Origin of the sequence: Agromyces lapidis (assembly GCF_009749405.1) — a bacterium.
GTDB classification, from domain to species: Bacteria; Actinomycetota; Actinomycetes; order Actinomycetales; family Microbacteriaceae; genus Agromyces; species Agromyces lapidis.
Window position 1 is genome coordinate 385,599 of the sequence record NZ_WBIQ01000005.1, and the last position, 20,401, is coordinate 405,999.

Annotated in this window: 16 protein-coding genes; all 16 read left to right on the plus strand. The window is 71.1% G+C overall.

Annotated features, from left to right (window positions below):
* Positions 1 to 21 precede the first annotated feature (21 nt).
* The 16 genes from GQQ93_RS08805 (at position 22) to GQQ93_RS08880 (ending at position 20,398) form a co-directional block, all read left to right on the plus strand.
* A complete protein-coding gene (locus GQQ93_RS08805) occupies positions 22 to 1,119 on the plus strand; it encodes a PfkB family carbohydrate kinase (RefSeq protein ID WP_157423843.1) in 1,098 nt (365 codons plus the stop codon).
* Positions 1,116 to 2,474 (plus strand): ABC transporter substrate-binding protein, encoded by a 1,359-nt coding sequence (locus tag GQQ93_RS08810; protein ID WP_157423844.1) that lies wholly within the window; start codon positions 1,116 to 1,118, stop codon positions 2,472 to 2,474. The genes GQQ93_RS08805 and GQQ93_RS08810 overlap by 4 nt, the downstream gene beginning before the upstream one ends.
* Positions 2,467 to 3,372, plus strand: coding sequence for a carbohydrate ABC transporter permease (locus GQQ93_RS08815; RefSeq protein ID WP_157423845.1), 906 nt, complete (start codon positions 2,467 to 2,469; stop codon positions 3,370 to 3,372). Before GQQ93_RS08810 ends, GQQ93_RS08815 begins: the two co-directional genes overlap by 8 nt.
* The gene (locus GQQ93_RS08820; RefSeq protein WP_157423846.1) at positions 3,369 to 4,187 is read left to right on the plus strand and encodes a carbohydrate ABC transporter permease; all 819 of its coding nucleotides are present in this window, start codon (positions 3,369 to 3,371) and stop codon (positions 4,185 to 4,187) included. The genes GQQ93_RS08815 and GQQ93_RS08820 overlap by 4 nt, the downstream gene beginning before the upstream one ends.
* 204 nt (positions 4,188 to 4,391) lie before the next feature.
* Complete coding sequence (locus tag GQQ93_RS08825) at positions 4,392 to 7,463, plus strand: NEW3 domain-containing protein (RefSeq protein WP_157423847.1); 3,072 nt, start codon at positions 4,392 to 4,394, stop codon at positions 7,461 to 7,463.
* A gap of 156 nt (positions 7,464 to 7,619) precedes the next feature.
* Positions 7,620 to 8,534 (plus strand): TIM barrel protein, encoded by a 915-nt coding sequence (locus GQQ93_RS08830; protein WP_212277287.1) that lies wholly within the window; start codon positions 7,620 to 7,622, stop codon positions 8,532 to 8,534.
* A complete protein-coding gene (locus tag GQQ93_RS08835; RefSeq protein ID WP_157423848.1) occupies positions 8,531 to 9,751 on the plus strand; it encodes a Gfo/Idh/MocA family protein in 1,221 nt (406 codons plus the stop codon). The genes GQQ93_RS08830 and GQQ93_RS08835 overlap by 4 nt, the downstream gene beginning before the upstream one ends.
* A 90-nt stretch (positions 9,752 to 9,841) precedes the next feature.
* Positions 9,842 to 11,245, plus strand: coding sequence for an extracellular solute-binding protein (locus GQQ93_RS08840; RefSeq protein ID WP_157423849.1), 1,404 nt, complete (start codon positions 9,842 to 9,844; stop codon positions 11,243 to 11,245).
* On the plus strand, positions 11,245 to 12,180 hold the full coding sequence (locus GQQ93_RS08845) for a carbohydrate ABC transporter permease (RefSeq protein WP_157423850.1): 936 nt from the start codon (positions 11,245 to 11,247) through the stop codon (positions 12,178 to 12,180). Before GQQ93_RS08840 ends, GQQ93_RS08845 begins: the two co-directional genes overlap by 1 nt.
* Positions 12,177 to 13,040: a carbohydrate ABC transporter permease gene (locus GQQ93_RS08850; RefSeq protein WP_157423851.1), complete on the plus strand. Its 864-nt coding sequence runs from the start codon at positions 12,177 to 12,179 to the stop codon at positions 13,038 to 13,040. Before GQQ93_RS08845 ends, GQQ93_RS08850 begins: the two co-directional genes overlap by 4 nt.
* Positions 13,040 to 14,116 carry an ABC transporter ATP-binding protein gene (locus GQQ93_RS08855; protein ID WP_157423852.1) on the plus strand — a complete coding sequence of 359 codons (1,077 nt, stop codon included), beginning with the start codon at positions 13,040 to 13,042 and terminating at the stop codon, positions 14,114 to 14,116. Before GQQ93_RS08850 ends, GQQ93_RS08855 begins: the two co-directional genes overlap by 1 nt.
* Positions 14,117 to 14,120: 4 nt before the next feature.
* On the plus strand, positions 14,121 to 15,377 hold the full coding sequence (locus GQQ93_RS08860) for a CehA/McbA family metallohydrolase (RefSeq protein ID WP_157423853.1): 1,257 nt from the start codon (positions 14,121 to 14,123) through the stop codon (positions 15,375 to 15,377).
* Between the two features lie 55 nt (positions 15,378 to 15,432).
* Complete coding sequence (locus GQQ93_RS08865; protein ID WP_157423854.1) at positions 15,433 to 18,243, plus strand: glycoside hydrolase family 38 N-terminal domain-containing protein; 2,811 nt, start codon at positions 15,433 to 15,435, stop codon at positions 18,241 to 18,243.
* A 70-nt stretch (positions 18,244 to 18,313) separates the two neighbouring features.
* Complete coding sequence (locus GQQ93_RS08870; RefSeq protein ID WP_376862689.1) at positions 18,314 to 19,081, plus strand: GntR family transcriptional regulator; 768 nt, start codon at positions 18,314 to 18,316, stop codon at positions 19,079 to 19,081.
* A gap of 268 nt (positions 19,082 to 19,349) precedes the next feature.
* On the plus strand, positions 19,350 to 19,679 hold the full coding sequence (locus GQQ93_RS08875) for a hypothetical protein (RefSeq protein WP_157423855.1): 330 nt from the start codon (positions 19,350 to 19,352) through the stop codon (positions 19,677 to 19,679).
* Positions 19,680 to 19,723: 44 nt separating this feature from the next.
* Positions 19,724 to 20,398 (plus strand): Pr6Pr family membrane protein, encoded by a 675-nt coding sequence (locus GQQ93_RS08880; RefSeq protein WP_157423856.1) that lies wholly within the window; start codon positions 19,724 to 19,726, stop codon positions 20,396 to 20,398.
* The last annotated feature ends 3 nt before the right edge of the window (positions 20,399 to 20,401 follow it).

Genomic DNA, 20,401 nt, shown 5'->3' on the forward strand with positions numbered 1-20,401 from the left:
TGATGCACTCAAGGAGGATGCGTGGCAGAACGGGTGGCCGACGGCACCGTCGACGTGCTCCTCACCGGGTCGGTCTTCTTCGACCTGGTGCTCACCGACTTGGCCGGAACGCCTCGGCCCGGCACCGAGATCTACGCCGACGGCCTCGACTCGAGTCCCGGCGGGGTCGCCAACCTCGCCGTCGCCACCGCACGGCTCGGCCTCACCACGTCGCTGGCGGCGACGCTCGGCGACGACGTCTACGGTCGCTGGTGCTGGGAGTTCCTCGCCGATCGCGAGGGCATCGACCTCGGCCGATCGCGGCTCGTGCCCGGCTGGCCGACGCCCGTCACGGTCTCCATCGCCTCCGGTGGGGACCGCAGCATGGTCACCCGCGAGAAGCCCGCGCCGTACACCGCCGGCGAGCTCGTCGGCGACGACGCGCGGGCTCGCGCGGCCTTCGTCGACCTCGGTGCCGCTCGCGGTGGCCGGGCCGACGACGCATGGTGGCGTACCGCAGCGCACGCGGGCACCAAGGTCTTCGCCGACCTCGGCTGGGATGCGACCGAGCGGTGGGACCCGGCCGACCTCAGCCCTCTCGCCGACTGCTTCGCCTTCACCCCCAATGAGACCGAGGCCATGGCGTACACGCGCACCGACTCCGCCGTCGCCGCGGCCCGCGCGCTCGCCGAACTTGTGCCGCTCGTCGTGGTCACCCGCGGTGAGCACGGCGCCGTCGCGATCGACTCGACCCGCGGCGAAGAGGTCGTCGTGGACGCGGTGCCGTCGAACGGACGGGATGCCACGGGCGCCGGCGACGTCTTCGGCGCAGCCCTCGTCTACGGAACCCTGCACGAGCTGCCGCTCGTCGACCGGCTCTCGTTCGCGGCGCTGTGCGCAGCGCTCGCGGTCGAGCACCCGGGCGGGGCCGTCGGTGCGCCCGGCTGGGGCGACCTCGCCGACTGGTGGGATCGCACGCAGCACGGCACCGACGCGGCGCTCGCGGCGCGATTCGGCTTCCTCGACGACGCCGTCCCCGAGGCATCCGGGCGCCGCAGAGCGGAGCTCGCCTTCCCCTTCGCCGACTACGCCACCACAGCGGCCCGGCGATCGAATCCCGAGAAGAGAGGTACATCATGAGACGGAACACCCGACTGACCGCGGTGGCGCTGAGCGGCGCCGCTCTCGTCGTCGCCCTCACGAGCTGCGCCCCCGGCACCGGTGCCGACACCGGCAGCACCGCCGACACGGGCGACATCAGCACCGACATCTCGGGCGTCGGCGACGTGACGCTCACCGTCTGGGACCAGGAGGTGCGCGGCGGCCAGAACGAGCAGATGGAGCAGCTCAACGAGGCGTTCATGGAGAAGTACCCAAACGTCACGATCGACCGCAACTCCCAGTCGTTCGACGACCTCGCCACGACGCTGCGGCTCGCCCTCACCGACGCCGACGCGCCCGACGTCGTGCAGGCGAACAACGGTCGCAACACGATGGGTCAGTTCGTCGCCGCCGAGCAGCTGCGCGCGCTCGACGACTACGCCGAGGCGTACGGCTGGTTCGACCGCTATTCGCCGTCGGTGCTGCAGTACTCGACCTACAGCGACGACGCCAAGGTGTTCGGCGACGGCAATCTCTACGGCCTCCCGCAGGTCGGCGAGGTCGTCGGCGTCTTCTACTCGAAGCAGAAGCTCGCCGACCTCGGCCTCGAGGTGCCCGCCGACTGGACCGAGTTCGACGCCGCGCTGAAGACGGCGAAGGCCGCGGGGGAGACCCCGATGCTGCTCGGCAACATCGAGAAATGGCCGGCGCTGCACGTGTTCGGACCGGTGCAGGGTGATGACGTCGAGGCCGACGTCATCACCGACCTCGGCCTCGGCAACGCCGGCCAGAGCTGGACGACGCCCGAGAACGTCGCGGCCGCGACGACGCTGCAGGACTGGGTGAACGCCGGCTACTTCAACGAGGGCGTGAACGGCACCGACTACGACGCGGCCTGGCAGTCGCTCGCGGCCGGCGACGGCGTGTTCCTGATCGGCGGCTCGTGGCTCGCCGCCGACCTCGCCGACGCGATGGGCGATGACGTCGGCTTCTTCATCCCGAACACGGGCGACGGCACGCCGGCCACCACGGGCGGCACCGGCCTGCCCTTCACCATCACCTCAGCCGCCGAGAACACTGACGTGGCCGCCGCGTACATCGACTTCATCACGAGCGACGAGGCGATGGACGTGCTCGCCGAGACCGGCAACCTGCCGGTCAACCGCACGGCCGAGCTCGCTCCGAGCGAGGGCGTGATGGCCGACGTGTTCACCGTCTTCGGCGAGGTCACCGGCAACGGCAGCCTGCTGCCCTACCTCGACTACGCGACGCCGACCTTCGGCGACACGATGGGGCAGGCGCTGCAGGACCTGCTCGCGGGCCAGACGACGCCCGAGAAGTTCACGGAGACCCTCGAGGCCGACTACTCGGAGTTCGTCGCAAGCAATGAGTGACGGCACGACCACGATCGGGCGGAGCGCCTCGCGGCGTTCCGCCCGATCGGCGTGGGTCCCCTGGGCGTACCTGGCCCCCGCCCTCCTGCTCTACGGCGCCTTCCTGCTCTTCCCGCTCGTGCGGGCTGCGCAGTTCTCGCTCTTCGAATGGGACGGGCTCGGGGCATCCACCTTCGTCGGCTTCGACAATTACGTCGAGATCCTCGCCGACCAACGCCTGCGCGAGGCCTTCTGGCATGCCCTCGTGCTCGTGTTCTTCTACGCGGTGCTGCCGCTCGTGATCGGCCTGCTGCTCGCGAGCCTGCTGACGCGTGCACAGGTGCGCGGGCTCGGCTTCTTCCGCAGCGTGATCTTCCTGCCGCAGGTCATCGCGATGGTCGTCGTCGCCGTCACCTGGCGGCAGATCTACGCCCCCGACGGGCCGCTCAACGGGTTCCTCCGCATGATCGGGCTCGGGTCGCTCGCGCGGCCGTGGCTCGGCGACTACGTGTTCACCCTGCCCGCGGTCGGACTCATCGGAACCTGGGTCTGCACGGGCCTCGTGACCGTGCTGCTCATGGCCGGCATGAGCCGCGTGCCGCGCGAGCTGTACGAGGCGGCGCGCCTCGACGGCTCCGGGCCCGTGCGCGAGTTCTTCGCGATCACGCTGCCGATGGTGCGCGGCGAGATCACGGTCGCGCTCACGCTCACGATCGTCGCCGCGCTCAAGACGTTCGACCTCGTGTACGTCACGACGAGCGGCGGACCTGGCACCTCGACCACGGTGCCGAGCTACGAGATCTACCGCCGGGCCTTCGAGCTCGGCGAGGTCGGCGTCGCGACCGCCGTCGGCGTCGTGCTCACCCTCATCGTCTTCGCCATCAACGGCGTCGTGAACATGATCGGAGACCGCAAGTGAAGGTGTCCCCGATCGAACGCGGCGCGAACTACGTCGTGCTCGTCGCGTTCGCGCTCATCGTGCTCGGCCCGGTCGCCGTGATCGTCTCGCTCGCGTTCGGGCCGCAGAGCGCCTCGGTCGCCCGCGAGGGCGGCTGGTTCCACCCCGAGAACTTCCCCGAGGCGTGGGAGATCGGCCGCTTCGGCCAGTACATGCTGACCTCGGTCGTCGTCGCGGTCGTCGTCGTCGTGATCTCGGTGCTCGCGTCGATCCTCGCGGGGTACGCGCTCGGCACGATGAGATTCCGCGGCGCGACCGTCATGTTCTACGTGTTCCTGCTCGGCATCATGGTGCCGACCGAGGCGTTCATCGTCCCGCTGTACTTCGACCTGCGGGTCGTCGGCCTCACGAACACCGTCTGGGGCGTCGCCGCCCCGCAGATCGCGATGTCGATCGCGTTCGGCACCTACTGGATGCGTACGTACTTCCGCACGTCGAGCCGCGCGCTCATCGACGCTGCGCGGCTCGACGGCGCCGGCTCGATGCGCATCCTCTGGCAGGTGCTCGTGCCGATCGGCCGGCCCGCGATCCTCACCCTGGTGCTCCTCACCTTCATGTGGACGTGGAACGAGTTCCTGATCCCCCTCGTGATGTCGCCGAACGGCTCGGTGCGCACGGCGCCGCTCGGTCTCGCGTTCTTCCAGGGCCAGTACACGCAGGGCACGGCGCTGCTCGCCGCGGGCGCCGTCATGGTCGCGCTGCCGGTCGTGCTGCTCTACGTCTTCCTGCAACGGCACTTCATCAAGGGCATGATCGAGGGCGCCGTGCGCGAGTGAGCCGGGCGCGCCGACCGGCGCGGGAGCGGGGTGCGCGCGTCGCGTGGGCGCGACCCTGCTCCCGCCTGCCTTCGCGAGCAGATACGCGCAAATCAGAATGCGTGATACTGCGCGAAACTGCTTGATTCTTCGATCGTTCCTGCTCTAGCTTGAGGGGAATGATCGGACGGCAGTCCGTCGTCCGAGTGTCCAACGGAGGACCTCATGAAACGACCTCACGCCATACTGCTGACCTCGCTGGTCGCGGCAGCCGTGCTCATGGCGCCCGGTACCGCACTCGCCGCGACGGCGGCTGCCGCTCCGGCGGCGCCCGCCGACGCCGCCACCAAGCTCGAGGTCGGCGACCCCGCGGTCGCCGTCGACACCGATCGCGGAAAGATCGACGTCATGGGCATCTGGGCCCATCCCGACGACGACGCCGGATTCACCACGCCCTGCGGCGTGTGGAATGACCTCTACGGCGTGCGCTGCGGCATCATCATGGCCACGCGCGGCGAAGGCGGCTCGAACTCGGTCGGCCCCGAGGCGGGGCCCGACCTCGGCGTCCGCCGCGAGAACGAGGACCGCACCTCGCACATCCGCTCGGGCACGGTAGACATCTTCAACCTCGACCGCGTCGACTTCTACTACAACACCTCGGCGGCGCTGACCGCACAGGTGTGGGACGCCGAGGAGACGCTGCGGCGCACGGTGCGCATCATCCGCGAGACGCAGCCCGAGATCCTCGTCGGCTCGACGCCGTCGCTCGCGGCCGGGCACGGAAACCACCAGTACGCGCAGGGCCGCATGATCTGGGAGGCCGCTGCGGCCGCCGCCGATCCCGGGATGTTCCCCGAGCAGCTCGAGGGCACCGGCGCGGTCGACGCCTGGCAGGTGAAGAAGATCCTCGCCGGCGGCCTGACGACCGGTTCGGGCGGCGCCGCGGCGCCGAACTGCAACACGGGCTTCGCTCCGGCCGCGACGAATCCGTTCACGGTCGTCGGCACCTGGACCGGCTACGACTCGCCGTACGCCTGGGCAGAGGGCAACGTGCAGGGCCAGCAGGCCGGCACCGCCAAGACGTGGGCGCAGGTGGGCCGCGAGGGCGGCCGCGCGCACCCGACGCAGGCGCGCGTGATGGAGAAGGGCCTCGTCAACCCGAGCTGCCAGCGCTACGGCGCCTCGCAGTCGATCGTGCCGATGCAGCCGAACAGCTCACCGGCCTCCGCGAACGACGATGCCGTGCTCTACGGCGCCGTCGTCGCCGACCCGGGCGGCATGCCGCTGGGCTCGGAGTTCTCGCTCGCGGTCGACGAGTACTACCAGGCTCCGGGCGAGCCGTTCGAGGTCACCGTCTCGGCGCGGTCCGGCGAGGGCCGGCTCGGCGGCGGCACGGTGAGCCTCACGGCGCCGGCCGGGTGGCAGGTCTCCGAGCCCGTCGAGCTCGACGGCATCGGCGACGAGGATGTCTCGGAGGCGACGTTCACCGTCACCCCGGCGGCGGACGCCGCCGTGGGCGTCTCCAAGCTCGCAGCCTCCTTCGACGGCGAGGTCACGGCGTACAACGACACCCGCGTCGCGCTCGTCGCGCCCGTCGAGGGCCGTTTCGAGCGCTGGGGCAACATGGCCGAGTACGAGCAGTGGACCCGCGATCACGACGCCTACGTGGGCGGCCGCTCGAACGCCGTGGCGCAGATCGGCGCGGGCGAGACCATGACCGTGCCGGTCGAGGTGACCAACCGCACCGCCGCGACCGAGTCGGGCGAGGTCGCGCTGACGGTGCCCGCCGGATTCGTCGTCGATGCGGCGTCGAAGCCGTTCGAGGGCCTCGCCCCGGGCGACACGACGACGGTCGAATTCGTCGTCACGCACACCGACCCGGCCGACCCGGGCAGCCGCACGGTGACCTTCACCGCGACGACGACCTCGGGCGCGGGAACGTCGAGTGAGAACGAGACGGTCTACCTCGTGCCGACGGTCGTGATCCCCGAGCTCGCCTCGGCACCCGCGATCGACGGCGCGGCCGACGACGTCTACACCGGTGACGCGGTCGACGTCGGCACCCGCTGGGAGGGCGCAGCCTGCGCCGTGGAGGGCGTCGACTGCGGCGACGGAAGCCTGGCGAAGCTCGGGTGGTTCGACGACGCGCTGTACGCGCAGATCCGCGTGACCGACGACATCGCGAGCGCGGCGGCGACGCCCGACCGCTGCTTCGGCCACTGGCTCGTCGACTCGGTCGAGCTGCTGCTCGATCCGCGCGGCGACTCGGTCGACACCTCGTCGACGTTCAAGCTCGGCATGTTCCCGTTCACCGACGACGCCGAGGGAACGAACGGCAACGGCGAGGACGGCCCGTGCTGGTCGCGCGATGCCGACAACCACCAGGGCTTCTCGACGGGTCCGCTCGCCGAGACCGTCGAGGGCGGGCTCAACGCCGTCGGCGTCGAGGTGGCGGTTCACGTGGCTCGCCAGGCCGATGGCACGTACGCCGGTGGCGGCTACGAGCTCGAGGTCAAGGTGCCGCTCTCGGCGCTGCCCGCCGCGGCCGGCCCGACGAGCGCCGTCCCGTCGGGCGACGCCGCGGCGAACGAGGTCGACCCGACGTATCTCGGACTCAATGTCACGCCGTACGACTCCGACACGCAGGACTTCATCGGGCAGACCCGTACGGCGTGGTCGGCCTTCGGAAGCCAGCAGTCGGAGCCGTACCGCTGGGGACATGCGTACCTCGACGGCTACGTGCCTCCGGCCGACCGGTCGACCGAGCCCTCGGCGCCGATCATCCCCGACACCGCCCTGCAGGGCGTGCAGTCGCCGCAGACGGTCGCCCAGTCGGCCACACGCGGCGGCACGATCTCGGGGGTGCAGCCGAGTGACGCGCTGAACGTCACGGACGTCAAGATCCAGCAGAAGCACGTGCGCGTCTCGTACGCGGCGAAGGAGGCGGGCGCAGTGCGCGTGTTCCTCTGGAAGGGCGACACGACGTTCATCCCGGTCTGGACGACGAGCTGCGCAGGCGACGTGTACGGCTTCGAGGCGTGCTCGGCGACCGACGGCGCGGCCCCGCCGTGGGCGCCCGACATGAGCGGCCGCCTGCTGGGCTCGTTCGAGGAGGCGGTCGACGCCGGCACGGGCAGGCTGACCATCCCGCTCGACGCCGCCACGCGGGCCGCGCTCGCCGATGACGCCAGGATCCTCGTGTCGTACGCGGAGCAGGACGGCATCGACTCGGGCACCGGGGACGGCGTGAACGCATGGAGCTTCCCGATCGAGGCGACTCGGCCGGGCAAGGGCTGAGCCGACGCCGCACCGAACACCCGGCCCTCCTCGCGAGGGCCGGGTGTTCGCATGTTCGGCGACGAATGTCACCCGACTTGTAAATATGTCAGAACCTAGTATCTTGAGTTCTCGGAAGACGCGCAGTGGCGTCCTCCAGGTCGAGAGGAAGCTCGGTTGATCCGAACAGCGAACGCCCCAGTCAGCTACGGCGTCTTCGAACTGTCCATCCCCGGTCTCGTGCCGCTGCCCGACGGCGATCAGCTCGCCGCCTGGGTCGCCGAGGCGGGCTACGAAGGCATCGATCTGGGCCCCGTCGGCCTGTTCGGCGACCGCGACACCCTTCCCGAGCTCCTCGGGCGGCACGGCCTCGCCCTCGCCGGCGGTTGGGTCGATCTGCCCTTCGCCGCCGCCGACGACGAGTTCGACGCATCGTTCGCCGGGCTCGCACCCGTGCTCGACCTGTTCGCCGCTGCGGCCGCTGCGGCACCGGCCGGCACCTTCGCGCCGAAGCCCACGATCGCCGACTCCGGAGCCGCCGAGCGGAAGGCCCGCCCCGGCGGGGCACCCGAGCTCGAACTCGACGACGAGCGTTGGGCCCGCTTCGCCGCCCGCGTGCAGCGCGTGGCCGACGAGACCCGCGCCGCGGGTCTCGAACCCACCTTCCACCACCACGCCTGCACCTACGTCGAGACCCCGCGTGAGATCGACCGGCTGCTCGCCGACACCGACATCGATCTGACCTTCGACACCGGCCACCTGCTCATCGGCGGCGGCGACCCGGTCGCCGACTTCGCGCGCTGGGCGGGCCGCATCAACCACGTGCATCTCAAGGACGCCGACCGATCCGTGCTCGCCGCCGCCGAGGGCTCCGATGACCCCATGCGCGACGTCTGGCAGCGCCGGATGTTCGTCGCGCTCGGCGAGGGCGACCTCGACGTCGACCGCATCGTCGACGAGATCGTCGACTCCGGCTACGACGGCTGGCTGGTCGTCGAGCAGGACGTGATCCTGCAGGACGCGGCCGACGTCGACCGCGCCCGCACCGATCAGGTCGCCAACCGCGAGCGTCTCCGGCGGTGGTTCGCATGACCGGCTTCGACGCACCCGACCGCACGGGCGAACAGGCGGATGCGACGGCCCACGAGCGCGTGAACCTCGCGGTCATCGGGCTCGGCGCGATCAGCCAGAGCGTGCACCTGCCGCTCATCCGTCGCAACGCCGACCGCATCGCGCTCACCGCCGTCGTCGACCTCTCGCCCTCGCGGGCGCACGGCATGGCCGCCGCCTCGGGCGCCGGCGTCGCCGCGTTCGACTCGATCGACGCGCTCATCGCGGCCGTCACGGCGGGCGAGGTCGCCGTCGACGGCGCGATCCTCGCGACCAGCGGTTCCCACGCCCCCGACGTCGCGAAGCTCGTCGGTGCCGGAATCCGCGTGCTCGCCGAGAAGCCGCTCGCGTTCTCGCTCGCCGAGGTGGAGGTGCTGCGCGCCGTCGCCGACGAGCGCGGCGTCGACCTCGCCGACTGGGTGCGGGTCGGCTACATGAAGGAGCACGACCCGGCCACCGCCGAGGCGAAGGCCCTCCTCGAGCGCGTCGAGCTGCGCGCGGTGACGGTCGAGGTGCTGCATCCCGCCGACGGCGCCCAGCTCGCCTTCGCGAACCTGCAGGCACCGCCGACCGACGTTCCCGCCGACCTCGTCGCCGCGCTCTCGGCGGCCACCGACGCTGCGGTCGAGACCGCGATCGGCGACGCAGCCGGCGACCTGCCCAAGCTCTACACGAACGTGGTGCTCGGCTCGATCGTGCACGACACGGGCCTTCTCCGGCACGTGGTCGGCGGCATCGGCACGGTCGACCGCGCCCGCCACACGGGCGGGTTCCCCGGCTCGCTGAGCCTCGGCGGCGCCCTCGCGGAGCACGCCGACGTGCAGTGGTCGGTCGACTGGCACTTCATCCCGAAGTACCCCGAGTACCGCGAGACCGTCACCTTCCACCACGAGGAGGGCAGCATCTCGCTCGTCTTCGCGGTGCCGTACGTGCTCAACGTGCCGACCGTGCTCACCGTCGTCGAGAACGCCGACCGGCTCGGCGCCCGCCGCTCCGAGACCCGCTGGATGCAGGAGGAGGCGTTCGAGCACGAGCTCCGCGCCTTCGCGGCGCTCGTCGCCGGGCTCCCGGCACCGGGGCCCTCCGTCGACGAGGGCGCCGCCGACATCGTCGTGGGCCAGCGGATGCTCCGCGCCCTCGCCGAGGCACTCGGCACGCCGATCGACGCCGGCAGCGAGGCATCCGCCTCGTACCCCTGAGCGCACGCGCTCGGGACGCACGCACCGAACCCGACAGCACCACCCGACCGCCGGTCACCCTGCCGGCGGCGTACCAGAGAGAGGTCGAAGATGATCCATCACAGCAGGCGCAAGACCGTCGCGGCGATCGCACTCGCCGCGGCCGGAGCACTCGTGTTCACCGGATGCTCCGGTGACTCGGGCGAGGACGAGAACGGGCCCGTCACCCTCACCATCACGGCGAACGCCATCACCGGCGGCAAGAACGCGGCCGAGGCCGACTGGGTCACCGACTGGGTGATCCCGAACTTCGAAGCCGCGATGGAGGACGAGGGCAAGGACGTCACCGTCGAGTTCGAGCCGCAGGGCGTCGACGACGAGAACTACAAGACGAAGATCGCGCTCGACCTGCAGTCGGGTGAGGGCGCCGACATCATCGGCATGGACGGCATCTGGGTCGGCGAGTTCGCCGAGGCCGGCTACATCAAGCCGCTCAGCGACGTCGGCGGCGACGCGGTCGACGGCTGGGAGGGCTGGGACCAGATCCCCGAGGCCGTGCAGAACGCGGTGTCGTTCGACGGCGACCGCTACGGCGTGCCGCAGGGTGCCGACGGCCGTGTGCTCTACTACAACAAGGACCTGTTCGAGCAGGCCGGGCTCCCGGCCGACTGGCAGCCCGAGAGCTGGGACGACGTGCTCGAGGCCGGGGAGGCGCTGAAGAAGCTCGACGGCGTGACCCCGATCCAGCTCAACGCGGGCACCGCGATGGGCGAGGCGACGACCATGCAGGGCATGCTTCCGGCGCTCGTCGGCACCGGTGAGCAGGTCTACGAGGACGACAAGTGGGTCGGCGACACCGACGGCATGCGCGACGTGCTCGACCTGTACAAGACGATCTACGTCGACGAGAAGCTCGGCGACGCCGTGCTCCAGCAGGAGGCGGCCGGCCGCGACACCTCGTTCCAGATGTTCGCCGCGAACCAGATCGGCATCCTTCTCGAGGGCGACTACTTCTGGCGCAGCGTGATCAACCCCGAGGAGGGCGTCGGAACCGCGCCGATGGCGAACCGCGACGAGGTCGTCGGCTACACCAAGATCCCCGCGATGGAGCCGGGCGACGGCATCAACGGCCAGGACTTCGTGTCGATGTCGGGCGGCACGGGCCGCGTGCTCAACCCGAACAGCGACCACCCTGAGCTCGCCTGGGAGCTGCTCGCGTTCATGAACTCGAAGGAGGCCTACGAGGCCCGCAACGAGGGCACGATCTCGATCACCCCGCGTACCGACGTCAACGACGAGATCCTCGCCGAGGACCCGATGCTGACCTACGTGAGCGAAGAGGTCCTGCCGATCACCGCCTACCGTCCGCCGCTCGCGGCGTACCCGCAGGTGTCGACGGCCATGCAGCAGGCCAGCCTCGACGTCGTCTCGGGCACGAGCGTGGACGACGCGCTCGCGAGTTACGTCGACTCCCTCAAGGACATCGTCGGCGACGACGCGGTCTCGGGTGACTGATGTCCACTAGCACCACCACGACGCCGGCGGGGAGCGCGATCGCTCCCCGCCGGCGGCGGGCCGACGACGTCGCGGGCCTGGGCACGGCCCGCGCCGGGATCTTCGTCGCCCCCGCCCTGATCCTCATCGGCCTGTTCCTCCTGTTCCCGGCGATCTGGACCATCTGGCTCGGCATGACCGACTACCGGCTGACGGGCCTGCAGGCCGCGTCGCCCGAGTTCGTCGGCCTCGACAACTACGTCGAGGCGCTCACGGACCCGTCGTTCTGGAACTCGCTCTGGTTGACCCTCGTCTTCGTGGTCGCCTCGGGCATCGTCGGCCAGACGCTCATCGGCTTCGCGCTCGCCTGGTCGGTGCGCAACATCCACGGCTGGGTGAAGGCGCTCATCGAGGGCCTCGTGCTCGCCGCCTGGGTGATCCCGGCCTCGGTCGCCTCGTTCCTGTGGCTCGTGCTCATGGATCGGCGCTCGGGAACGCTCAACGGCCTCCTCGGCACCGACGGCTATGCGTGGCTGATCGAGCACCCGATGGAGGCGATCATCCTCTTCAACATCTGGGTGGGCACCGCCTTCTCGATGCAGCTGTTCTCCTCGGCGCTCAGCGCCGTGCCGCCCTCGCAGATCGAGAGCGCGAAGATGGTCGGCGCGTCGGGCTGGCAGCAGCTGCGCGACGTGATCATCCCGAACATCAAGGGCCACATCCTCACGAACACCCTGCTCATCACGCTGTGGACGTTCAACACCTTCACGCCCTACCTCGTGACGGCGGGCGGCCCGAACGGCAAGACCGAGATCCTCTCGGTGTACATCTACGAGACCGCGATCCCCGGCGGCCAGCTCGGCCTCGGCGCGGCGATCTCGCTCATCATGCTGCTCATCAACCTCGTCATCGCGCTCGCCTACATCCGCGTGTCGAGAGGAAGGAAGAAGGCATGACCGCCACCACCGCAACCGTGCGCAAGGTCGCGGCGAACACGTCCGTCCGGCACTACCTCGCCCGTGTCGCCTTCGGCCTCGTGCTCACGATCGTCGGCCTGCTGTTCGCGCTGCCGCTCGTGTGGCTCGTGCTCGCGCCCTTCGACGCGACGCCGTCGCTCTCGCTCCAGTGGCCCGACTGGACGCTCGACAACTTCGCTCGCCTCTTCCAGAACCCGTACGCCATGCGCTCGATCGGCAACTCGCTGCTCCTCGGCATCGGCACGATGATCATCGTCGTCGTGCTCGGCGCGCTCGCCGCCTACGCGATGAGCCGCATCCGCATCCCGGGGCGCGACGGCATCCTCTACGGGCTGCTGCTGCTCTCGTCGATCGTGACCGGCACCGCCGCGATGGTGCCCACGTTCCAGATCATCACGTCGCTCGGGCTCATCAACACCTACACCGGCGTGCTGCTCGTGCTCGCCGGCGGAATCCTGCCGACCGTCATCTTCATCCTCAAGGACTTCATGGACTCCATCCCGAAGTCCTACGAGGAGTCGGCGCGACTGTACGGCGCCGGGCCGTTCCGCATCCTCCGCGACGTGGTCGTGCCGATCGCCCGCCCGGGCCTCGCGTTCATCGCGATCTGGACGATCGTGCAGGTGTGGGGCAACTTCCTGGTCCCGTTCATCCTGCTGCGCAGCCCCGACCTCCAGCCGGCGGCCGTGCTCATGTACACCTTCTACACCGAGAGCGGACAGGCCGACCTCCGGCTCATCTCGGCCTTCGCCCTGCTGTTCTCCGCTCCCGTCCTCATCATCTACTTCGTCGTGAACCGTCGCTACGGGTTCCGCTTCCATGGAGGTATCAAGTCCTGATGGCCGGTATCAACGCCACCCGACTCGTCAAGGAGTACCCCGGCGGGGTGCGCGGCGTCGACGAGGTCGACGTCGAGATCATCGACGGCGAGTTCTTCGCCCTGCTCGGCCCCTCCGGCTGCGGCAAGACCACCCTGCTCCGCTCGATCGCGGGCCTCGAGGCGATCTCGTCGGGGCAGCTCATCATCGGCGACCGGGATGTCACGGACGCCGAGCCCGGTGCCCGCGGCGTTGCGATGGTCTTCCAGGACTACGCGCTGTTCCCGCACATGGACGTCGCCGACAACATCGCCTACCCGCTGCGCATCAAGCGTGTGAAGCGCGACGAGCGCCGGGCGACGGCCGAGAGGGTCGGCGACGGGCTCAGCCTGCAGGGGTTGATCGAGCGCCGCCCCGGCCAGCTCTCGGGCGGCCAGCAGCAGCGCGTCGCCCTCGCTCGCGCGGTCGCGACACGGCCCGACGTGCTGCTGCTCGACGAGCCGCTCTCGAACCTCGACGCCCGCCTGCGGCTCGAGGCGCGCACCTTCCTCAAGGAACTGCAGCGCGACCTCGGCGTCACGACGGTGTTCGTCACGCACGACCAGGCCGAGGCGCTCGCGCTCGCCGACCGCATCGCGGTCATGAAGGCCGGCAAGCTGCAGCAGATCGGCACGCCGCGCGAGGTGTTCCAGCGCCCGAACAACACCTTCGTCGCCGGGTTCATCGGGTCGAACCCGATGAACCTCGTGCCGGCGACCGTGTCGGCCGGCTCCATCGCGATCGGCGACGGTGTCTCGACGGCGCTGCCGCCCGGCACCGAGGACCACGTGCGCGAGGGCCAGGCGGTCGTCTGGGGCGTGCGCCCCGAGTACCTGCGCTGGACCACGACCGAGGAGCCGGGCGCGATCGCCGCCGAGGTCAGCGTCGTCGAGAACCTCGGCGCGAGCGTGCTCATCGCGGTGAACGTCGACGGCCACAAGCTGCAGGTCGTCGTGCCCGAGGACCACGAGCCCGCCCCGGGTGACCGTGGCTTCGTCGTGCCGACGGGCTCGAAGACCCTGCTGTTCGACGCCGAGTCGACCGAGCGCATCGGCTGACGCGGTGACCACGATCCGCCGCACGATCCCGGTCACGGTCGAGCTCCAGAACGAGCAGCGCTACCTGAACGTGCCGTTCGAGGTGCCGCCGGGCACCGACTCGCTCGAGGTCGTCATCCGCTTCGACCCGAGCGAGTCGGGCATCGACCTCGGCTGCGTCGGCGCGGGCGGATGGCGCGGCTGGTCGGGCGGCGCACGCACCGAATACCTCATCACCGCGACGGATGCCACGCCGGGCTACCTGCCCGGCGTCCCCGAGCCGGGGGAGTGGAACGTCGTGCTCGGCCTGCACCGGGTGCCGAGCGCGGGGGTCGCCGTCGAGGTCGAGATCACGATGCCCGCCTCGCGCCCGGTGCCGCCCGTGCCCGAGTCGGCGCCCGTCGCCCGTGCGGTGCGCGGCAGCGACCGCGCGCTCCCGGCCGAGCCGGGCCTCACCTGGTTCGCGGGCGACTTCCACGGGCACACGATCCACTCCGACGGGCGCCTCCCGATCGGCGGGCTCGCGGCGCTGGGCGTGGCATCCGGCCTCGACTTCATGGCCGTGACCGACCACAACACGGTGAGCCACCACGCCCACCTGCCGGGCGAGGGCGCGAAGCACGGAATCACGTTGCTGCCCGGCCAGGAGGTGACGACCCACCGCGGGCACGCGAATGCGTTCGGCGACATCGGCTGGATCGACTTCCGGGAGCCCGCGCAGCACTGGGTCGACGAGGTCGAGCGTCGCGGCGGAACGCTGAGCATCAACCACCCCATCTCGGGCGACTGCTCCTGGCTGCACCGCCTCGAGCGGCGCCCGGCCGCCGTCGAGCTGTGGCACGCGACCTGGTACCGCGAACTGATCTCGACGGCGCCGTTCGCATGGTTCCGCACCTGGCCGGCGGGCGCGACCCTGCTCGGCGGCAGCGATGTGCACATGCTCGAGGAGCCGCAGCGGCCGGGCACCCCGACGACCTGGGTCGCCGCCGAGGACGCCTCGGCCGAGGCCATCCTCGAGGGCGTGCGCGCCGGTCGGACCGCCATCACGGGCAGCGCCCATCTCGACGGTGCCGCGCTCATGCCCGAGCTGATGCGGGCGCCCGCACTCGTGCGGCTCGGCGACGAGGTCATGGCGGTCGACGCCGAGGGCCTCGTACTCGTCGACGGCTTCGGCCGCCGCCGCTCGGTGCGGTCGGCGCGCGAGTCGTTCTCGGCCGACCCGGCCGACGGGCCGTTCGCGCTCCTGCTCGCCGACCGGAGCATCATGGCGCTCTGCGCCTGAACACGCTGATCGCCTTCCTTCCCTGCACCCTTCCCACTTCACTCTGGAGCCACCCATGGAGACCCCCGACGAACTCGTGATCGTGCCGCACACGCACTGGGACCGAGAGTGGTACGAGCCGCACGACGTGTTCCGGCTGCGGCTCGTGCACATGGTCGACCGCCTGCTCGACACGCTCGAGCAGAACCCGGGGTACCGCTTCACGCTCGACGGGCAGGCCGCCGCGGTCGACGACTACCTCGAGATGCGGCCCGAGCAGCGTGAGCGCGTCGCGTCGGCGGTCGAACGGGGACAGCTCGCGGTGGGCCCGTTCCTGATCCTGCTCGACGAGTTCCTCTGCGACGGCGAGACGATCGTGCGCAACCTCGAACTCGGCCTGCGGTCGAGTCGCAGCCTCGGCCCCGAGATGCGGCTCGGCTACCTGCCCGACATGTTCGGGCACTCGGCGCAGATGCCGCAGCTGCTTCGCGGGTTCGGCGTGCGCGACGCGATGATGTGGCGGGGCGTGCCCGCCCGGATCGACTCGCACGCCTTCGCGTGGGTGGCCCCAGATGGGTCGACGGTGCGCGCCGAGTACCTCATGGACGGCTACGGCAACGCCCTCGACCTGTTCGCGCTGCCCGGCCAGCTCGACGGGCTCGTGCGCGAGTACCGCGACCAGGTCGCGAGCCGGTACGGCTCCGAGCCGATCCTCGGGATGCTCGGCACCGACCACAGCGCACCGCCGGCCGACCTCATGCAGGTCGTGGCGGCGGCGAACGGCGATGCCGGCGACGGCGGACGCGCCGACGCCGGTCGCGTCGTGCTCACCGTCGACACCGCCGAGGGCTACGTGCGCCGGGTCGCGCCCGAGTGGGCCGCGGGCGACGACGACGCGCTCGCCGGACTCCCCGTCGTCGAGGGCGAACTGCGCTCACACGCGCGGGGGAACCTGCTGCCGGGCGTCTTCTCGATCCGCACCAACCTGAAGCAGGCGATGGCCGACGCCGAGCGCCGATTGAGCGTCGCCGAGCGGCTCGACGCCGCGTTCGGCTCCGACGACCACCGCGCGTTCTTCGACACGGCGTGGTATCGCCTCGTCGAGTCGACCGCGCACGACTCGGTGACCGGCTGCGGCGTCGACGCGACCGCGAACGAGGTCGAGGGCCGGCTCGCGACCGCCGCCCACGTCGCGCGGGGCGTCGGGCTGCGCACGATGGAGCGCATCGCCGCCTCGACCACGCCCGACCGGCACGTCGTCGCCAACCCGACCGGGTTCGCCCGCCGCGCCCATGTCGAGATCCGCCTGCACGACCCGGCCCGGCTCGAGCTCGGCAGCGGCGTGCAGCTGCTCGACGCGCTGCCCGAGGTGCTCGGCGACGAGACCATGCCGACCCGCGAGCTGCGCAAGCTGCTCGCCCGCATCCACGGGCGCGAGCTCTTCGGCCAGCTCATCAACGACTGGACCTTCACCGACGAGGGGGTGCGCTTCCAGGTCGCGGAGGCGCCCGTCGGCGACTTCGACCTCGCCGCGTTCACCGAGGAGCTCGAGCGCCGCATCGCCTCCGACCCGTCGGGTGAGCGCACCTGGCGCGTCGAGATCATCGCCGACCCGCGACGCGTCGCCCTCGTCGGCGTCGACGTCGGCGGCGTCGCGCTCGCGGAACTCGACCCGACGACGGCGACCGCGACCGCCGATCCCGTGACGGTCGGCGACCGCACGCTCGCCAATCGGCAGCTCACGGCCACCGTCGACGAGCGCGGCAACGTCACCATCGAGGCGGCCGACGGCACCGTCCTGCGCGATGCGCTGCGCCTCGTCGACGAGGGCGACCGCGGCGACTCGTACAACTACGGCCCGGTCGCCTCGGCGTCGGCCGTCACGGACCCAGACGAGGTCGAGATCTCGGTGCTCGAGGCCGGGCCGCTGCGCGGCCGTCTGCGCGTGCGACGCCGCTACGCCGTGCCCGCGCGGCTCGACGCCCGTGATCCCGACACCCGCTCCGAGGCATCCGTACCGCTGGTCGTCGACACCGTGCTCGAACTGCGCGAGGGCGAGCCGATGCTGCGGGTCGACGTCGACTTCGTGAACGCCGCCGCCGACCACCGCCTGCGCGTGCTCGTGCCGACGGTCGAGCGCGACCTGCCCGGATCGTCGGCCGCCGGCCAGTACGTCGTGACCGAGCGCGGTCGGGACGGCGAGGGCGGCTGGGGCGAGTTCCCGCTCCCGACCTACCCGGTCGCGCGCTTCGTGCACGCCGGCCGTACGAGCGTGCTCGTCACGAAGCACTCGGAGTACGAGGTCGTCGCCGATGAGCGCTCGGGTGACGACGCCATCGCGCTCACGCTCGTGCGCGCGGTCGGCATGATGAGCGTGAACGTGCACCCGCTGCGCGACGAGCCCGCGGGCGCCCAGTTCGAGGTGCCCGGCGCCCAGTATCTCGGCACGCGCGTGCGCACCTCGTTCGCCGTGCTTCCGTCGGCGGCCGGATGGGCCGAGTCGGGTGCCGCGCGCTGGGCCGAGCTGCTCCGCACCGAGCCCGAGGTCGTGCGCGGAACGCGCGGCGGGCCGGCGGTCGTGGGCGGGGTCGCGGGTGCCGGAGGGGCGGCCGGGGCCGCCGACGATCTGCCCGACGGTGCGGTCGTCGAGGTCGGCGGCGACGTCGTGCTCGAATCGCTGCGCACGGTGACGGATGCCTCGGGCGAGGCCGTGCTCGAGGCGCGCTTCGTGAACTACCGGGGTGCGGCTGCGCCGCTCGCCGCACGGGCCGCCGGCGTGTGGGATCGCACCGATCTCACCGGCGCGGTGCTCGAGCACGGGGTCGACCTCGCGACGTTCGAGATGGGTGCAGCGCGGATCGAGACGTTCCGACGACGCGCCGAATGACCCCCCGGTCGCGGGTGAGCCCAGGGCGCCGTCGACCGTCTACTGTCAGAACAACCGAACAACTGGAGTAATGATGGCCCAGCTCCCCGAGCAGCGACTTCCCGTCGAGCTGTTCCTCGATCTCGACCGCTCCGGGCCCGTTCCGCTGTACTACCAGATCTCGAGCCGGCTCGAGCAGGCCATTCGCGACGAGACCCTGCCCGCGGGGTCGCGCCTCGAGAACGAGGTCGCGCTGGCGGCACGGCTCGGGCTCAGCCGCCCGACGATTCGCCGCGCCATCCAGGAGCTCGTCGACCAGGGCCTGCTCGTGCGCCGGCGGGGCATCGGCACGCAGGTCGTGCACGGCAAGGTCACCCGCAACGTCGAGCTGACGAGCCTCTACGAGGACCTCGAGCGATCGGGCCAGACGCCCGAGACGACCGTGCTCGCCGTCGAGCACGGTACCGCCGACGATCGGGTCGCCGAGGCGCTCGGCGTCGAGCTCGGCAGCCCCGTGCTGCACATCAGGCGCCTTCGCAGCGCCGACGGCGTGCCGCTCGCGATTCTCGACAACGTGCTGCCCGAGCCGTTCATCGACCTCGATGAGGAGTCGCTCGAGAAGCACGGGCTCTACCAGCTGCTGCGGGCCCGTGGCGTGACGATGCGGGTCGCCAAGCAGCGCATCGGCGCCCGTGCCGCGACCGCCGGCGAGGCCGAGCTGCTCGATCTCTCGCGTGGGGCGCCGGTGCTCACGATGTCGCGCACCGCCTTCGACAACTCGGGGGTCGCCGTCGAGTTCGGCCAGCACTGCTACCGGCCCGACCGGTACTCGTTCGAGGTGACGCTCGTCGATCGGTGAGTGGCGGCGCCCCGCCGTTCGTGAGGAAAGTTTCGCTGGTCTCTCCGGTCACGGTGACGCTAACGTTTCACCACTTCGATGGTCTCGACGATGAGGTTGGAGCACGATGATGAAGCGATCGATCGCGGTAGTGGTGGGTGCGGCGGTCGCGGTGGCGCTGTCGGGGTGCAGCCCGGCCGAGGCGGGCGATGCGTCCGCGTTTCCGATGAGTCGGGGCAGTGAGCTCTGCGCCCCGGTCGAGGCAGGTGGCAGGCTTTTCATCGGCGACGTGCTCCCGACCACGGCGGGCGACCTCATCGTGCGCGACGTGCAGCTCATTCGCGCCGACGGGCTGTCGGTCGTCGAGTCGTACGTGATCTCGAACCAAGGAGGGATCATGGCGGCGGAGTACCCGCCGGCGATTCCTGAACTGGAATCGCGAGTGCCGGCGCAGGGAGCGAAGGTGAGCGAGGGCGCGCCGCTGTCGGTCGCGGTCGTCGTCGAACGTGGTGATGCCCCGGGCCACGCCGAGGGAATCCGGGTCGTCTACGAGATTGCCGGCGTCGAGTCCGCCGCGATCGGCGGCGTGCACTACGACCTCGTCGACCACTGCCCCTGAAGCCTCCGCGAGCCGGCTCGACGGGGCTCGCTAGGCTGGCCCGCATGACCGCGAGCCGAATGCCGCCGAGCGCGGTGCGCGCGATCGCGTGGGGTCGGATCGTCGCGGGCGCGCTCTGCATCGCGGTACTCGCGTACGCGTACGCCCTGCGCATCGCGGCGAGCGACGGCAACCCGTTCGACTTCTTCGGCTACTTCACGAACCAGACGAGCCTGCTGACCAGTCTCGTGCTGATCGGCACGGGCACGGCGGTCGTCGCCGGTCGCGTCGTGCCCGGCTGGCTCTCCACCGTTCGAGGCGTCGCGGTCGCCTGCCTCATCGTCGTCGCGCTCGTCTACAACCTGCTCGTGCCGGGCACCGGTTCGGCACCGCCGTGGGTGAGCACCGTGCTCCACGTCGTGTTCCCGATCGCCGTCGTGCTCGACTGGGTGCTCGTCGCCGATCGCTCGGCGCTGCCCTGGCACCGGCTGTGGCTCGTGCTGCCGTATCCGGTCGCGTGGCTCGCCGTCGTCCTCGTGCGCGGCGTCACCGACGGCTGGGTGCCGTACGGCTTCCTGCTGCCCCAGCACGGGCTGCCGTCACTCGTGCTGCACGTGGTCGGCCTGCTCGCCGCCGCGCTCGCGTCGGGTGCGCTCGTCTGGGCCGCCAGCCGGCTGACCGTCTTCGCCCCGGATGCCGCGGGCGAGGTCGATCGGCAACCCGTCGGCGCGCACGGCTGAGCG

Coding starts and splice junctions, on each gene's coding strand:
- GQQ93_RS08810 (WP_157423844.1), top strand. CDS start 1,116: ATGAGACGGAACACCCGACTGACCGCGGTGGCGCTGAGCGGCGCCGCT.
- GQQ93_RS08815 (WP_157423845.1), top strand. CDS start 2,467: ATGAGTGACGGCACGACCACGATCGGGCGGAGCGCCTCGCGGCGTTCC.
- GQQ93_RS08825 (WP_157423847.1), top strand. CDS start 4,392: ATGAAACGACCTCACGCCATACTGCTGACCTCGCTGGTCGCGGCAGCC.
- GQQ93_RS08835 (WP_157423848.1), top strand. CDS start 8,531: ATGACCGGCTTCGACGCACCCGACCGCACGGGCGAACAGGCGGATGCG.
- GQQ93_RS08840 (WP_157423849.1), top strand. CDS start 9,842: ATGATCCATCACAGCAGGCGCAAGACCGTCGCGGCGATCGCACTCGCC.
- GQQ93_RS08845 (WP_157423850.1), top strand. CDS start 11,245: ATGTCCACTAGCACCACCACGACGCCGGCGGGGAGCGCGATCGCTCCC.
- GQQ93_RS08850 (WP_157423851.1), top strand. CDS start 12,177: ATGACCGCCACCACCGCAACCGTGCGCAAGGTCGCGGCGAACACGTCC.
- GQQ93_RS08855 (WP_157423852.1), top strand. CDS start 13,040: ATGGCCGGTATCAACGCCACCCGACTCGTCAAGGAGTACCCCGGCGGG.
- GQQ93_RS08865 (WP_157423854.1), top strand. CDS start 15,433: ATGGAGACCCCCGACGAACTCGTGATCGTGCCGCACACGCACTGGGAC.
- GQQ93_RS08870 (WP_376862689.1), top strand. CDS start 18,314: ATGATGGCCCAGCTCCCCGAGCAGCGACTTCCCGTCGAGCTGTTCCTC.
- GQQ93_RS08880 (WP_157423856.1), top strand. CDS start 19,724: ATGACCGCGAGCCGAATGCCGCCGAGCGCGGTGCGCGCGATCGCGTGG.